Source organism: Bradyrhizobium elkanii WSM2783 (assembly GCF_000472865.1).
Lineage (GTDB): Bacteria > Pseudomonadota > Alphaproteobacteria > Rhizobiales > Xanthobacteraceae > Bradyrhizobium > Bradyrhizobium elkanii_A.
In genome coordinates this window covers 146,144-162,470 of the sequence record NZ_AXAP01000001.1, presented here as the reverse complement: position 1 = coordinate 162,470, position 16,327 = coordinate 146,144, and the positions used below count along the sequence as shown (strand labels likewise).

Here is a 16,327-nt window from a genome sequence, read left to right as displayed (position 1 = left end):
CTTGGCGGGGAAGCGTTCGCCGAGGTCACGCCCGACCATGAGGCCGATGAGCGCATCCTTGCTGGTCGACGCCACGTCCAGGGTTCGCCTCGTCGGCCCGATCCTGCAGCCCGAGCATATGACGCTGTTCCGGCGCGAATATGTGATGATGCCGCACCATGACCGGCGCAACTTCGTCGAGAAGGTCGATTACGTCTCCGGCGTGGGCTATCCGGGAGGGATCGAAGGACGCAGGAAGCTGGGCCTCGACTGGGGCGGGCCCTGCATGGTCGTCACCCCCAAATGTCTGTTCGACTTCGACCGCGAGGCCGGGCGCATGAAGGTCCGCTCAATCCACCGCGGCGTCAGCCGTCGGGAGCTGCAGGACGCCACTGGATTCGACCTCGGCGACCTTTCATCGGTGCCCGAAACCGAGGCGCCGACGGCGGAAGAGTTGCACATCCTCCGCCGCGACGTGGATGCGCGCGGTGTCCTGATGCCTACTCTGTGACAGGATTGACTTAGGCTCAGACAATCTCCTAGATCGCGACCGACGGTTCCCCTAACGGGGATCAAAAGGGAACGCGGTGCGGGGACTTTCTCCTCTATGCCGCGGCTGCCCCCGCAACTGTGAGCGGCGAATCTTTCGTCATGCGCCACTGGGAGCCTCGGTCCTGGGAAGGCGACGAAGGGTTGGGACCCGCAAGCCAGGAGACCTGCCGTCAGCCGTGGTCACACGCAAAAATGTCGGTCGGGGAGTACAGACATTGTTTTCGTCCGGCGTGCCATAGGCACGTTCGAGCGAGACCTCGTTTGCGGTGACGTGCCACTGACGTCATACCGAGGTCTGCTCGTGCTCTCTATCGTTACTATCGTAAGGCAGCGTGATGCTGCCCGGCTCGCTTTCAGATACTTTCTGCCGGTTCTCCTGCTCGAATCTTCTTCGGCAAAGGCCCAGCAGCCTGAGACGTCCCATGTCTTGCCTCCGGTGAGCGTTATCCAGCCGCAAAAGCCTGCGGCAAAGCGTCTCAATCATCAGCGTTCAACTTCCGCAGCGCGACCTGCGCAGTCTCAGTCGAGCCGGAGCCCGGCGGCGCGAAGCACCACGCCCTCGACCGCAACGTCCGACACGCCATCTCCGACGCTAAACCTGAACAAGCAGAACGCGAGTGGCAGCCGCCTCAACCTCACTCCGCTGCAGACGCCCGCCAGCGTCGAAACGATTACGTCGCAGACCATCGCAGAACGCGGCCAGCATAATGTCACGGACGCGGTCACCCAGAACGCAGTGGGCTTTACCGCGAGCCCGGCGCCGGGCAATGGCGGCCTCTCGTTCAGCACGCGCGGCTTCACCGGAAGCAATTCGGTGATGACGCTATATGATGGCACTCGCCTCTATGTTGGCGCAGGAACCGTGACCTTTCCATTCGATACGTGGTCGGCGGATCGCATCGAGGTCATGCGCGGGCCAGCCTCCGTTCTGTACGGGGAAGGCGCAATTGGTGGGATCATCAGTGTGATCCCCAAGAAACCGGTCACGACGCCCTACAACGATGCCGAGATATCGCTCGACACCAACACGACGCGACGCATTGCGGTGGATAGCGGCGGCCCGATCAATCCGAACGTATCCTATCGCGTCAATGCCGTCGGCAACATGTCGAACGGCTGGGTTGATCGCGACGAGACGTCGAATGTTGCGGTCTCCGCCGCAGTGCGGGTCCAGGCCGCCGAAAACCTCGCTTTCACACTCTCGAACGACTACGGCAATCGAAGCCCCTCGCGCTATTTCGGCACACCGCTGATCAACGGCGGGATCGACGACACGTTGCGGTTCAAGAACTACAACGTCCTCGACAGCGCGATCCGCTATCAGGATAACTGGAGCCAGTTCAAGACCGAGTGGGACGTGACGAAAGGAGTCAAGGTCCAGAACACACTCTACTACCTGACCAGCCGTCGGCATTGGCGTGATGTCGAGAACTATAGTTGGAATCCTGCAACACGGTTGATCGACCGAACCAGCTACATCGAGATCTTCCACGACCAGGCTCAGGTCGGTAACCGGATGGACGCAACGTTTCGTGGTCATCTGCTGGGCTTCGCCAACGAGTTCGTTGCGGGCTTCGACGTCAACCGGATCGATTTTACCCACACCAACAATTCGCCCTATGGCGGCGCATCTTCGGTTAGTCCCTATGCCGGCGACATGGGGTCTTTTGCGACCTCCACGACGCGAACCACGCCCGGCTACAATGCGATCGTCAATCAATATGCGTTGTTTGCCGAGGACCGGCTGTCGCTAACCGATCAGTTGTCCGTTGTAAGCGGCATCAGGTTCGACCGGCCGGATGTCGACCGTACCGATTACAGGACACCAGCGAATAATTTCGATATCTCGCTGTCGGGTACGAGCTGGCGAACCGGCGTGGTCTACACGCCCGTCTCGAACCTCGCCTTTTACGGACAATATGCGACAGCCGTTGATCCCGTCACCAATCTCATCTCGCTGTCGGCCACGCAGAAAACCTTCCAGCTTGCCACGGGCAAGCAAACCGAGGTCGGGGTCAAGCAATCATTCTGGGGCGGCCGTGGTGAATGGACGCTGGCAGGTTACGAAATCGTCAAGAACAACCTGCTGGTCCCGGATCCCAACAATCCTGGTGGCCTGGCGTTGCAAGTCGGCCAGCAATCGTCGCGCGGGATCGAAGCATCGATCGGCCTGGCACTGAATGATGGTTGGCGCGTCGATGCCAATCTCGCGGTGCTGCGGGCCCGGTACGACAACTTCAGCCAGGTGGTGGGCGGCAAACTCGTCAGCTACGCCGGCAACGTTCCGACGAATGTGCCGCAGCAGGTATCGAACGTGTGGCTGACCTGGGACTTCGCGCCGAACTGGTCCGTCTACGGCGGCGTGCAGATCGTAGGGCAAACGTTCTCCGATAATGCCAATACCCAGCTTCGCCCCGCCTACACCGTGGTCAACGGCGGACTGCGCTGGAAGCCTGACGGGCAAACCACGGTGGCGCTTCGCCTCTACAATCTCTTCGACACTGTCTACGCCACGTCCGCCCCTTCCGGGCAATGGTTGCTCGGCATGCCGCGCACGGCAGAAGTGTCCGTCAACGTGAAGTTCTGATCATGCGCCGCGCTTTGATCCGGAGAGGACGGCGGTGGCTTTACATCACCCATCGCTGGATCGGCATCGCGACCTGTCTGCTGTTTGCGATGTGGTTCGTCTCGGGCATCGTCATGATGTACGTGGCGTTCCCGCAGTTGACCGATCGCGAGCGCTGGGCGGCGCTGCCACCGATCGCCTGGGACCGCGTGCTCGTGGCGCCCGATCGGGCCATGGCCATCGCCGGTGTTGCGAACTATCCGCGCGATCTTCGCCTCGTCACGCTGAACGATATCCCCGTCTATCGGCTGCTGGACTGGAATGGCGCACGCAAGACCATATCGGCAACGGACGGTCATCCGATCGAGGACATCACGACCGAACAGGCGCTGGCGATCGCCCGCCATCATCCGAATGCCGTGCATCCAAGACTGATTGGCACAATCGAACGCGATCAATGGAGTGTCACGGCGCGCTATGATCCCTTGCGGCCGCTCCTCCTGGTGTCGCTAGGAGATGAAGCCGGAACCGAGCTCTATGTCTCGGCGAAGACCGGTGAACTGGCGCTCGACACTACGCGACGTGAGCGGATCTGGAATTGGCTAGGCTCGATCCCACACTGGTTCTATCCCACGGTCCTCCGCCGGGACGGCCGCACGTGGCGGCAAGTGGTGCTCTGGATATCCGGAATCTGCCTTGTGGTGGCAGTCACTGGCTTCTGGATCGGCATTCTACGGCTCCGATTGCGCCAGCGTTATGCCCGGAGCAGCGTCACGCCTTATCGGGAGTGGATGGCCTGGCATCACATCGCCGGATTGATCGGCGGCATCTTCGTCCTGACGTGGACATTCAGCGGTTGGCTGTCGCTTAATCCGGGCGAGTATTTTGCAGGCCGAGGCCCGAGCCGGGAGATGGCGGTCCGATATGCTGGGCATGATGCGCCGCGGATTGTCGCAGCCTTCCAGTCGATGCCTCCGCTCGGAGCGGTCGAAGCTCGCTTTGTCTGGCTCGGCGGCCATCCGCTGATGGTGCTCACCGACCGCGACGGCCATCAGACTGTTGCCGATCCGGCAAGCGGCGCCACGAAGGTGCTTTCCGACGACGAGATTTTCTCAGCGGCGAATAGCTTGTTGCCAAACGCCGCGATGACGGCGCGCCTGCGCCTCCAGCAGTTCGATGATTATTGGTATTCGCATCACAATGAGCGGCCTCTGCCGGTGTTGCGCGTGGGCTTCGACGACGCGGCTGAGAGCTGGTTCTACATTGATCCGCGCAATGGCGATATTCTCGGCCGCGTCGACAACAGCCGCCGGGCGTATCGCTGGCTGTTCAATGCGCTGCACAGTCTCGATTTTCTACCGCTGCTGCGTCATCGCCCAGCGTGGGATATTGTGGTCCTGCTCCTGTCGCTCATTGGAATGATCGTATCGACTAGCGGCATCGTCATAGGCTGGCGGCGACTGCGATCGTAGGGACAATGTCCGGCGCGCGGTGACAGCCAAGAGATCAGGACAAAGGCCGCAGAAGGCAAGCCGAATCTCCTTTACAAAACCTGAGCGCGAGATCAGTATCTGTACACGCGGAGATTTCACGTCGGCAGGTTTCCATGAGAAACTACGAGGCGAGCCGCAGGTTCATTTCGGAAGTCACCGCAATGGTCAGTCGTCTGGAGGCCATTCGCCACTACTGGGCGCGGCATCTAGGCATAACCGATGCTCAGTGGATCATTATTGTTGCCTTGGCCGAGTTAGACGGACGCGATGGTGTCTCCGTCGAGGCCATAGCGAAGGCGCTGCAGGTGAATACATCTTTTGTCGTGAGGCAATTGAATCTGCTGGAGAGAGCGGGTCTGCTTCAACGGAAGTCCCCCTCCTCGAACACTCAGCTAGCAACTCTCTCTTTGACAGAAGCTGCCTACTCGCATCTGGCGATGCTGTCGTCTGAGCAAGATGCGCTGCATGAACTGATTCTGGCTGAGTTTGGGCACCCCGAACTCGATCGGGTGATCGACAGGCTCGCCGGTTTGAACCATCAGCTTGAAAAGGCTGCGGCCGAAAAGGCCCCGCTATCTTCGTAGCGCAGTCTAATCCGAGGCCACGTCCTCACTGCCCCACATACTAAAAGCCTTGTCGCGCAAACAGAAACCCCCGGCAATCGCTTGCCGGGGGCCTTGATTAAGATTCCTTTGACGCGTGGATCAGAAGTTGCGCTGAACGCGGACGTTCAAGCTGTACGTATCCTGGTCCCTGAAGTCGTACCGAGCGGTCGGCATCGGCGCCGATGGGGTAAGGATAGCGGAGCCAGTGAACTTCTGGTCGAGATGGAACCACATGAATTCGGCCGAGAACGTCAGATTCTTGACCGGGGTCCAGCGGGTGATCGTACCGAGCTGCGAGACATTGAAGTCGGGGTTACAGCTAAAGTCGGCACTGAGCGCCGAGAGGCGGGCAGCAGTGAAGGTGGAGCAGACGAAGAATTTTGCCGTGTTATCGTAGCTGACCGCCGAGTAGCTGCCGAACAAGCTGCTCGACCAGTAAGGATCCCAGTTGTGGTTATACGCACCACGGACGCCCCATGCTGTCGTCAGATGGATTTTCCCATCAGCACCAAACAACGGGCCCGCAAGGCCGGCCGGTGCCCACACTCCGTCAGTCACCGCCCCGAAGCCGATGCTTCCGAAGGAGCCGAAATTATTGGCGCCACCGAAGATCGTGAAGGGGTTAGGTGATGTCGCCGACGTCGAGATCACCTGCTTGGTGTTACCTTTGGCAAAGGTGGCATCGATCTTGAAGTCGTCGCCGGGGCCGGTCGGGATGTTCTTGATCTGCAACGCAGCCATCACCGCACCACCCCACTTGGTGTCGGGGTGACCGGAGAGTTCCGAGAGGTTGGTCGGCGCCGCACCCGGCAGACCGGTGGCACCAGCGGGAGCACCGACCGTATTCAGGACGTTGTAGGAGCCGTTGACTTCATGTGCCGAAGCCGAAATCTGGAACAGACCCCAAGCCTGATCGATGCGGATGTTACCGACGACGTCCGGCGCATGCACACCGGCATAGGCGTTGGCGACAGCGCCCTGTGACGTGAGCGGCACGGTCAGGTTGGCCACGACGGTGCGGTCGAAGACGGTCGGATCATCAAGGCCGATGGTGCCCGAGATGCCGTTGCCGAACTGCGCGGTGTACTGGATGTTGTTCACGCCGGTGACGGTGTCATGACCGCCGAGCAGGAAGGACGAGTTGTTGCCCGGATAACCATGCCACGGCGTCGCGAAGGCCGAAGCCGACTTACCGAAGGTGAAGCCCGCGAACTGGATGAACACGAATTCGACCGCGACATAGCCGCCGCCGGGAGTGTCAAGCAGGTTGGCGCTTGCGACCGGCAGGCTCTGGTTGATCGAGTTCGGGTTGTAGGTGTTGTTGCCGAGCGTCGAGAACTGGAAGTCGGCCTGACCGAAGGTGCGGACGACGCCATATTCCGTTGCTGTGCGGGTATCGACCGTCAGCGCCATACGGGAGCGGGCGGAGAAGTAGTCTTGATAGCGGTTAGTTTGACCCGCATCACCGCTCCAGGCTGGCGCGTTGTAGATGCCGCCGTTGAACGTGGTGTCGACACGCAGGTAGCCACCGATCTTCATGCAGGTGTCGGTGCCGGGGATATACCAGAAACCGGCGCCGTAAAGCGAACAGATCCTCACGTACTCGACCGCTTTGGCCTTGACGGGAAGATCGGCCGCCTGTGCCCCGCCCATGGCGAGCAGACCCGCCGCTGAGCCGAGGATAAGGCTCTTAACCATCTTCATGTTAAACCTCCAAGTTGCTCTGTAAGGAAGAGCTGCGGATCCGCCGGGCAAACACCCTGAAGCTGGTTCCCTAGTCCCCCCAAAACCCGTCAAGCCGCTTCGCGCTTTCGGACTCCCGCGAAAACGCGAGGGACTTAAGCGAACCACCAAGAACGGGACGACTTCGGGATGCCCCCCTCCGTCGCTGTTCCATAAGAAACGAAGGTCTCCAAAGGCGCAACAAGAGAGAGAGGTGTCCGCAGGTACCTCCGCTTCTTTTCGGACGCATGTTGCACAAATATCACGGCCACGTGAGTGTGCGTGATCGACCAACATACTGAAATAATTGACTTATTTCTCCTCGACGCCCGACTGAAATTTAGGCACTCATCAGAAGGGAACTCGATCGCGCGTGCGCGGGGAGGTTTACGCTGGCGCGAAATGATCCCCGCAGGAGAGTCATCGGGAAGAATCATTCTTCCCTTAGATGTCGCCGATCCATTGATTGCCGGTCGCGCTGGACCCATGCCTCGCAGACCCGCCAAAACCTTACCAAGCCTCTGTATGTTCACGCCTGTTTGCGGATCTGTTATCTCTGGCATGGCCCCGGAACGTCATCCACCCCCCTTCCGGCGGCGATCGTAAAGCGCCCGCGAAGGGGCTGACGAAGACGCAGGCGTTTGACCAAGATCTTGGCCGAACGCGCCGCCGGAAAGCGCGGCGCCGGTGAGGCGCGAATCCGCGAGGCGGACGCTCTCGCCGCCCAGAGTTCGAACGAACGCATGTGGGCAAAATCAGCTGGCCGCTTCGCCATTGCCACCACGGCCGCGGTCACCGAAGCGGCTGGACATCGCTGGCTTCGCCCGCATCCCATGGTGCAAAATGGTCCGCAACGCAGCAACGCAGGCACTCTAGCTAGCGTTGCAGGACACATCACCCGGTCCACGCCATTGATCTACGTCAATATGTAGTTCTTGCCGTTCTTCCCTTTATTGCGGGCGGCCTTGGCGCGCGTGGGCGAGCCGAGCACCTTTCGGATTGTCGTAACGCCCGCCCCGATCGGATCGAGACCCGCGCTACGCTGCTATCCAACGTCTTCAAGGAGGAAAATATGCTGAACATGCGAACACTGTTGGCAGTCGCCATACTTCCATTCCTTGCAATCTCATCATCGGCACAAACAGGACAACAGATGGATAGGACTCGGGCCATACGCGCTGAGTGCTTCAGGCAGGCCAATGAGGCGGCAAGATCCCAAGTGGGCATGGCTTCTGCTAATCCCGCTGCTACTGCCGAAGGGAACGCTGTTGGCGCAGACGCCTATTACTCGTGCATCCGTAGAAACGGACTCCGAAGGTAAACACACCCCTCGCCGAGGATCGGTCTCATCTGCATCCATTTGCGCTTGGACCGCCGAAATGTCCCCGACCGCGAGATACTCACGCAAGTCCGGCGGATCGTCGATGAGTGCTGCAAGCAATGCACAAGCACTTGCCGTGCACGCTCTTGCGACCGCCGTCGTCTCAAGCAGTTGCTATAGCTCGAGTGACGCTGCGTCATCGGCGTACGGCTATCATCGACCTGCAGACACCAATATGTGTTTTGTTCCAAGTATTCGAGCAGTTGCCCACAGGTAATACTGGTCCTACAATACAACCGAGATCTCGGCTCGCCTCGGATCTCGAGTCGACTTGATGGCGTTGCCCGCTCTTCTTTTGCGACCGAAATCGCTCTTCCCGATTCCCAGTGTTCTCCTTGCTGTAAGCTTAGTTGTCCCGAGTGATTAGTAGCTCTGTTTTCGGGAGAGAACAGAAATGGCGTGGAGTAGAGTTTTTAATTTATCTGATCCGTCACAGTGCAAGGCAGTTACTTGGTCCGCGGACATAGAACTTTTTCCGACGGCGAAAGGAAGCTTTCATGCCGAAATTGCGCAGATCGGCATAAACAGGCTTTTAGTACAACGATATCAAGTGTCGCTTCCGCAGGTTAACACCCTCGCAATCAGTCCAGGCCGCAGATCAATTGGCTTTCTTACCGAACCCAATGGGTCGGCCTTCCTGCATTGTGGCCTGGAGGTCTTGGCCAGCGATCTCGTCGTAAACAGGTCCGACGTCGTACATCAACGATCTGGCGCAAACCTCCACTATGGCACGATCTCTCTTGCGGCTGATGACTTTGATGCTGCTGCCGAGGCAGTACTCGGTCGCGAGTTTGTCGAAATGCCGCAGAATCGAATTGTCCGCCCGCATTCCGCGGCGATGCTCCGACTGCTGAAACTGCACAAGAGCATTGGGCTGCTCGCTCATGACATGCCGGATGTTCTCGAAATCCCGGAAGTGGGGCGGGCACTCGAGAATGAACTCACTTATGTCATGGTGAGGTGCCTTGCCGAAGGCGCCGCTGTAGAGTCGAGAACCGGTAGCCGTCGTCACGACACCATCGTCGCACGATTTGAGGAATTCCTGGAGGCCAATCCCGACCGGCCGCTTTATCTTGCGGAAATCTGCGCTGCGATTGGCGTCGCGGAGCGCACGCTCCGCGCCTCCTGCGAAGAGCATTTAGGAATGGGGCCGATCCGTTATCTCGCCCTGCGCCGAATGCACCTCGTACACCGCGCGCTCCTGGGCTCGGACCATTCAAAGAGAACCGTCACCCAGATTGTCACCGACCACGGTTTTTGGGAACTCGGCCGCTTTTCGGTTGCCTACCACGCACTGTTTGGCGAGTCGCCATCGCATACCTTGCGGCGATCGGTCGAGCTGCCGGAAACGCGTCCCAATCGCCCAACATCGCTTGCAGCCACAAACTTGCGGGCAGCTTGAGCCAGACAGGGACTAATACAATGTCGTGGGCAAGAGTTCTCAGATTTACCGATCCGTTTCCCTGTCAGGCGGCCGTTCAAGCGACTGATGTCGAGATACTCCCTACAACGAAGGGAGATTTTTGGGCCGAGATTACACAGATCGGCATGACCAGACTTTGGATGCAGCATTTCACTGTATCTTTGCCGCAAATCAGCAACGTTGCGTGCAGACCCGACCGGCGATCGATCATCTTTCTCACCGAATCCAATTCGTCCCCGCTACAGCACTGTGGCCAAGACGTCTTGCCTGGTGACATCATCATTAACAGAACTGACGTTGCACATCATCGATCCGGCCATGATTATCATTTAGGGGCGATGTCTCTCCCGATCGATGAATTCGACGTCGCGGTCGAAGCGATAGCTGGCGGTGGTTTCAGCAAGCGGCTGGATGAGCGTAGCATTCACCCGAATCCTGCGTTGATGTCGCGGCTGCTGAAGCTGCACAAGGTGGTCGGACAACTCGCCCATGAAACCCCCGATGTACTCGCAATACCGGAAGTGCTTCGTGCCCTCGAGAGCGAACTGGTGCATGTCATGGTCCGGTGCCTCGCGGAAGGCGTCGTGCTGGAAACGAGCATGGGCGGCCGTCGCCATGACGCGATCGTCACGCGGTTCGAGGAATTTTTGGAGGCCAATCCCGACCGCCCACTTTATCTCACGGAAATCTGCGCGGCGATTGGTGTCGCCGAACGCACTCTTCGCGCCTCCTGTGAGGAACATTTTGGCATGGGACCGATCCGTTATCTCACCTTGCGCCGAATGCACCTTGTGCGGCGGGCGCTCTTGAGGTCGGACCCATCAACGGCAACTGTCACGCAAATCGTGGCCGACCACGGCTTTTGGGAACTGGGGCGCTTTTCAGTTGCCTACCGAATGTTCTTCGGAGAAACGCCCTCGTGCACCTTGCGGCGCCCGCCGGCGGACCCGAGGGTTCGGCTCGACCGCCCATCAACCCTTGCTTTCGCCGGGCCCGGCCTCGCCTGAACCCGGTGCGCGTAATCGCAAACGCGCGGTCGTCTGCGACAAAATCATGCCACTACGCGCGGAAAATCGCTAAATTTCGGAAAACCTCCGGGTAAGGCGGTGAGCTCTATTGCTCTCTTGCAGGCTTCGGTCTCCCCTGCAAGAGGGGAGAAGGAGGCCCTTTGGAATGCGCAAACGCATTTTTTACGGGGCACTCGTTGTTTTCGTTCTGCTCGCAAATACGCAGCGGATTTCTGCGGCTTGCGTCGATCCCACACAGGTTGCGCACTCAGCCGTCAGCATCTTCAGGCATTTCGATGACGCGGAGCGCGAGTCGCATCGGGGCCTCGTCGGCGTGCGAGGCACCGGTTGGTTCCTGTCACCAACAACGATCGTCACCGCTGAACACGTCACCGCCGGCATGGAGCTATCGACGCAGGACTGGAAGTCGCTTGAGATCGTGGACGGGAACGACAGTCAATTCATCGCCGCCCGCATCCTGCGCCTGGCTGGAGGGCAGATGGAAAAGCTGGCCGTAATCGAACTCGGGCGCGCCGTTCTCAACGCCCAGTGTGCGGCGATCCGCCACGAGCCACTCGTTCCGGAAGAGCAGGTCGTGGCCCTTGCCTATGGGGCAGGCCGCCCGCAACTCGTCGGAGGACGGTTCGTTCGATTTGGAGACGGCGGGAAGCTGTCGGGCATGGCACTCCTTGAAATGTATGAGGGCGAGAATCGCCTTATCATCGATCACGGTGCATCGGGAGCACCGGTTCTTGATTGCGGAGGTCGCGTTACGGCGGTCCTGAGCCACGTGTTTACCCAGAACGTTGGGTGGGCCCACCGGCAGATCAGGACTTCGACAGCATGGGGAATGCCCAACGTCGCATCCGTGCCGGTCCAGGCGTTGGAAGAATTTGCCGAGACGAGATGAGAGCCGGGTTATCGCATCGTCAGTGTCGCCACAAAATGGGCATCCGGCCACAATTGCTCCGCCAACTACGAAAGACCGCCCGCGGACGGTCTTTCCACTGAGGGGACACCTATGGTCGCAGCACCTGGTCGAGATTATCGGCCGGCTTGCCGGATTTGCATATTCTTCACATTCCACCCCTGCCATCGACCTTCCGAACCCGCATAGCCGACAGCGGCCGACTGCTTGATGCTGCCTCCCTCGATGAGACCGGACCGTGCACCGGTCCGACGGGACGGCGCAAATGGCAGAAGGCGCGACACTCACGTTTGGCGACGCTGACGGCTATGCCGCAGGATTCGGCGATGTCCGTATCAATCTAACGATAACGGGTGCCGGCGATTTCGAGGCACGGCTAACACGGTTGAGATTGAACCATCTCGAATTGTGTCGGTGCCGGGAAATCCTTCCGCGCATCGCATATATTTCGCTGCCCCCCGAACGGATATTCCTTTCTTTTCCGCTGGGTACCGCGTCCCTCGTGTCCGATGGGCTCGTCTTGCGGAACGGCGACATGGTTTTGCACGGTCGCGGCGAGAGCACCCATCAGCGATCCTACGGCGCATCCCAATGGGGCTTGATAGCCCTATCGCCGGACCAATTCGGGACTTGCAGCAAAGCCTTGACTGGACGGGAAATCGCGCCGCCGCCCGTGAGCAGAATGCTCCACCCTGCTCGCGCGGATATATCAAGATTTCGTCTTCTCTTCAGAGAAGCTTGCTACCTTGCAGAGGCTGGACGGAAATTGGTCGAGCGCCCCGAGCTGGCAAGAGCGCTGGAGCAGGAATTGCTCCACGCGATCATCAATTGTCTGACCGCCGACGACATCGACAACAATAACTCCAAGACAAGACACCATCACACTGCCGTCATGCATCGACTCGAAGATGGCCTAAGCAAACGCATCGATCAAAGACTCAAAATGCCTGCGCTTTGTGCCGAGATCGGCGTGCCGGAGCGCAGCCTGCGGATGTGTTGCGCGGAGTTCCTCGGCGTAAGCCCCGCACGATATATCTTGTTGCGGCGATTGAACCAGGCTCGTTCGGCACTGCGACGCGCCGATCCTTCGATAGCAACCGTCGCGGAGGTCGCGCGAAATCATCAATTCCAGGAGCTTGGGCGCTTTGCGGTGACGTATCGCACCACCTTCGGAGAGTCGCCTTCCGTCACGCTGCAACGCGATCCGTGATCTGATCCGCCGAAAGCGCATAGTCAGCCCTGCGAAGCCAACACTAGCCTCAGCCTCGTAGGCGAGGCTTTCAATCTTTTGTGCCGATTGAGGACTGCGGGCCTGGTCGCTGCGGAACGGCGGCAACGCGCTTTGGTGTACCGCTTTCCGTCACGCCCTCAATCTGCCGAATGTGCATAGCGCATTCAGGGCCTTTCGCCCAATTTGCCGTCGCAAAGCGTCCGACCGATTGCCGGTTGCGATCTCGCATGAACCGGCAAAGGCAAGTTGGTCGGCGGGTGGAGGTGGGCGAAGGCTGCGGCTCCGGGGCTTTCGGCAGCCGCCAACTAAGGAAGCAACCATGAGCTTGTTCCGACCAATTTCGGGCGCTCTTGTCTTGGCGTGCGCCGTCATGACAGTGGCAAGCATTCCTGCCTCCGCCCAGCAGGGACAAAAACCCAACATCCTCTTCATCATGGGCGACGATATCGGATGGATGCAGCCAAGCATCTATCACCCCGGCCTGATGGTGGGAGAAACGCCTAATATCGATCGCATCGGCAACGAGGGTGCCATCTTCATGGACTACGTCGCCATGCAGAGCTGCACTTCCGGCCGCAATGCGTTCTTCACTGGCATGTATCCGCTGCGCACTGGCATGATCCCGCCACAGCTCCCGGGGAGCCCGTCCTACCTGCGGCCCGGCACGCCGGCTCTGGCCCAGTTCCTGTTCGATCTCGGCTACACCACCGGCGAATTCGGCAGGAACCATCTCGGCGACCACACCGACGCCCTGCCGACGGCACACGGTTTCCAGGAATATTGGGGCTACCTCTATCACCTCGACGCCATGCAGGGCGTGAGCTTCCCCGACATCAACAAGACCGCGCTCCAGCAGACCGTTGCGCCGCCGTGCAAGAACACGCCGATCCCCGGCGTGCCGGAAGTGCCCGGCGCGGTGGATCCCAAGACGACGATCTGTCTAACGCCCCCGCGCAATATCCTGTCGTGCAAATCTTCGGACGGCACCAGTAAGAACCAGATGTGCAGCGACGAGGGTCCGCTGACCCTGGAACGATCGAAGACGGTGGACGAGGAGATCTCGGAAAAGGTCATCAGCTTCCTCGACCGTAACGACCCCAAGAAGACCAATAAGCCGTTCTTCGTCTGGTACAACCCGGCCCGCATGCACGTCGTGACCGTGCTGCCGCCGAAATACGAGGCCATGGAGGGCGAGCGCGGCGGCAAGGACTGGGGCGTCAACGAAGCCGGCATGAAGCAAATGGACGACAACATCGGCCTCGTCCTCAAGAAGCTCGACGACATGGGTCAGGCCGACAATACGATCGTCGTGTTCACCACTGACAATGGTGCCGAGCAGATCAGTTTCCCGGACGGCGGCATCACGCCGTTCAAGGGGCAGAAGGGCGAGGCGTGGGAAGGCGGCTACCGCGCGCCGATGGTCATCAAATGGCCGGGCGTCATCAAACCGGGCACGGTGAAGAACCAGCTTTTCGCCGCCCTAGACTGGATGCCCACCCTGGTCGACATCGCCGGCGGACCCAAGGGCGACGAGCTGAAGCAGCAGATCGAGGCAGGGAGGTATCCCGGCATCGTCAAGACCACCCTCGACGGCGTCAACCAGCGCGACTACCTCGAGGGCAAGTCCGAAAAGTCCGCGCGCGACTTCTTCTTCTATTTCTCGGGCGCGACGCCGTCGGCGGTGCGCTACAAGAACTGGAAGATGTATTACACGATGTCACAGCCCGGGCCGGCCGGCTGGATCATGCCGCTGATCCCGTTCCATTTCACGCTGGTCCAGAACATCAAGCGTGATCCCTTCGAGCAGAATGTCGGCATCGACCAGAAATCGGCGATGAGCCTGGGCGGCACGCTCGGCGGCCCGGCGACTGCCTTCCAGTACGACTGGAACATGCTGCCGATCGGTCAGCAGTTATGGCTGCAGCACCTTCTGACGTACGAGAAGTTCCCGCCGTTGCAAGCACCGGAGAGCTACAACCTCAGCGGGATCCTGGACGAGGTCAAGAAGGCCAATTCCCGCGCAGCGAGCGACTAAGCTGCATGAAGCGAGCGCGATGTGAACAGGCAGACGCCCTACGGGGCGTCTGCACACGACAGTTAGAGCGAAAGATGGCTTCTACGCCTGCCCAGAATATTCAACCTTCGCTCCGATCCGTTCGAGCGGGCTCAGCACGAGTCCGGCGACGACGTGCGCTGGTTCATCGAACACGCCTTCCTGCTCGTGCCAGCGCAAGCGATCATGGCGCAGAATTAGGAGACGATCATGCAGGCTCTCTTGCACTATCGCACGAACCGCCGCGTTCTGATTTCGATCTTGACGCTGTTGCCTGCCTTGTCCAGTCCGCTCCTGACGATCCCGGCATTGGCGCAAACAACGTCGCAGGCTCCATTACCTTCATGGAACGATGGGGCCGCGAAACAGGCGATCCTCGACTTCGTGCGCGTCACGACCGACACCGCGAGCCCGAACCACGTGCCACCGGAGAATCGAATTGCCGTCTTTGACCAGGACGGCACGCTCTGGGTCGAGCATCCGATGTACACGCAAGTGCTCTACTGCCTGGAGCGCGTCCCGGCGGTGGTCGAGAAAAAGCCGGAGCTCAAGGACGTCGCGCCGTTCAAGACCGTGCTCTCGGGCGATCGGGAGGCGATCGCCAGGCTTTCCTTGAGGGACCTGGAGGAGATCCTGGCTGCGACGCTGACGGGGATGTCGGTGGAGGAGTTCAAGGCCGAAGCGAAGCAGTGGATCGCGACCGCGCGGGATCCACGCTGGAAGCGCCCCTACACCGAGCTCGTCTATCAGCCGATGCTCGAAGTCCTGCAATTCCTGCGTGATAATGGTTTCAAGACCTTTATCGTGACAGGTGGAGGGCAGGATTTCGTCCGTGTATACGCCGAACAGGTCTATGGCATCCCACCTGAGCAGGTCGTCGGTACCGCGGGCGGAACGAAATACGGCTACGGCAAGGACGGCAAGCCGTTTTTGACCAAGGAGCCTAAGCTTATCCTGAACGACGACAACGCCGGCAAACCGGAAGGGATTCACCTCATGATCGGGCGCCGGCCGTATGCGGCGTTCGGCAACTCGACGGGCGATCGCGAGATGCTGGAGTGGACCGGTGCGGGTACTGGCGCGCGTCTGAAGATGCTGGTGCTGCATGACGATGCCGCCCGCGAATACGCCTACGGCCCGGCACAAGGTCTGCCGGACACCAAGGTCGGCACTTTCACGCCCGCGCTCTATGACGAGGCCAGGAAGGACGGCTGGACGGTGATCAGCATGAAAAACGATTGGAAGCGAGTGTTTCCGTTCGAGCGGTAGTACCGATTCTGAAGGGAGCGCGGCAGGTGATGGACCGGCTCAGCCGGCAAGGCAGCGACAAACATTTTGCCGAATCTGCATAGCTTGGGACAGCGCCGGAGGATTTGCTGGAATTCGC

The 16,327-nt window shown here is 59.8% G+C and carries 12 protein-coding genes and 1 riboswitch; of the genes, 11 read left to right on the top strand and 1 reads right to left on the bottom strand.

Features of this window, described 5'->3' with window-relative positions:
* The first annotated feature begins 58 nt into the window (after positions 1–58).
* The 4 genes from YY7_RS0100700 to YY7_RS0100685 all read left to right on the top strand — a co-directional run bounded on the left by YY7_RS0100700 (position 59) and on the right by YY7_RS0100685 (position 5,174).
* Positions 59–490 (top strand): hypothetical protein, encoded by a 432-nt coding sequence (locus tag YY7_RS0100700; RefSeq protein ID WP_155254979.1) that lies wholly within the window; start codon positions 59–61, stop codon positions 488–490.
* A gap of 26 nt (positions 491–516) precedes the next feature.
* A riboswitch (cobalamin riboswitch) is annotated at positions 517–717 on the top strand.
* A 250-nt stretch (positions 718–967) separates the two neighbouring features.
* The gene (locus tag YY7_RS0100695; protein ID WP_245287138.1) at positions 968–3,118 is read left to right on the top strand and encodes a TonB-dependent receptor; all 2,151 of its coding nucleotides are present in this window, start codon (positions 968–970) and stop codon (positions 3,116–3,118) included.
* A 2-nt stretch (positions 3,119–3,120) separates the two neighbouring features.
* A complete protein-coding gene (locus YY7_RS0100690; protein ID WP_028161546.1) occupies positions 3,121–4,569 on the top strand; it encodes a PepSY domain-containing protein in 1,449 nt (482 codons plus the stop codon).
* A gap of 134 nt (positions 4,570–4,703) precedes the next feature.
* On the top strand, positions 4,704–5,174 hold the full coding sequence (locus tag YY7_RS0100685; protein WP_051396411.1) for a MarR family winged helix-turn-helix transcriptional regulator: 471 nt from the start codon (positions 4,704–4,706) through the stop codon (positions 5,172–5,174).
* A gap of 120 nt (positions 5,175–5,294) precedes the next feature.
* On the opposite strand, the gene YY7_RS0100680 is transcribed toward YY7_RS0100685, so the two are convergent.
* Positions 5,295–6,899, bottom strand: coding sequence for a porin (locus YY7_RS0100680; protein WP_028161544.1), 1,605 nt, complete (start codon positions 6,897–6,899; stop codon positions 5,295–5,297).
* Between the two features lie 659 nt (positions 6,900–7,558).
* Here YY7_RS0100680 and YY7_RS0100675 point away from each other — a divergent pair.
* The 7 genes from YY7_RS0100675 to YY7_RS0100630 all read left to right on the top strand — a co-directional run bounded on the left by YY7_RS0100675 (position 7,559) and on the right by YY7_RS0100630 (position 16,209).
* Complete coding sequence (locus YY7_RS0100675; protein ID WP_155254978.1) at positions 7,559–7,849, top strand: hypothetical protein; 291 nt, start codon at positions 7,559–7,561, stop codon at positions 7,847–7,849.
* 843 nt (positions 7,850–8,692) lie between these two features.
* Positions 8,693–9,700: an AraC family transcriptional regulator gene (locus tag YY7_RS57650; protein ID WP_080663506.1), complete on the top strand. Its 1,008-nt coding sequence runs from the start codon at positions 8,693–8,695 to the stop codon at positions 9,698–9,700.
* A gap of 161 nt (positions 9,701–9,861) precedes the next feature.
* Entirely contained in the window at positions 9,862–10,728 is an 867-nt protein-coding gene (locus YY7_RS57645) for an AraC family transcriptional regulator (protein ID WP_196237195.1), read from the top strand.
* 166 nt (positions 10,729–10,894) lie between these two features.
* On the top strand, positions 10,895–11,638 hold the full coding sequence (locus YY7_RS0100650; protein ID WP_028161539.1) for a S1 family peptidase: 744 nt from the start codon (positions 10,895–10,897) through the stop codon (positions 11,636–11,638).
* A 283-nt stretch (positions 11,639–11,921) separates the two neighbouring features.
* Positions 11,922–12,866, top strand: coding sequence for a helix-turn-helix transcriptional regulator (locus YY7_RS57640; RefSeq protein ID WP_155254977.1), 945 nt, complete (start codon positions 11,922–11,924; stop codon positions 12,864–12,866).
* A 391-nt stretch (positions 12,867–13,257) separates the two neighbouring features.
* Positions 13,258–14,922, top strand: coding sequence for an arylsulfatase (locus tag YY7_RS0100640; RefSeq protein ID WP_155254976.1), 1,665 nt, complete (start codon positions 13,258–13,260; stop codon positions 14,920–14,922).
* Between the two features lie 228 nt (positions 14,923–15,150).
* A complete protein-coding gene (locus YY7_RS0100630; RefSeq protein ID WP_028161536.1) occupies positions 15,151–16,209 on the top strand; it encodes an HAD family hydrolase in 1,059 nt (352 codons plus the stop codon).
* Positions 16,210–16,327 lie beyond the last annotated feature (118 nt).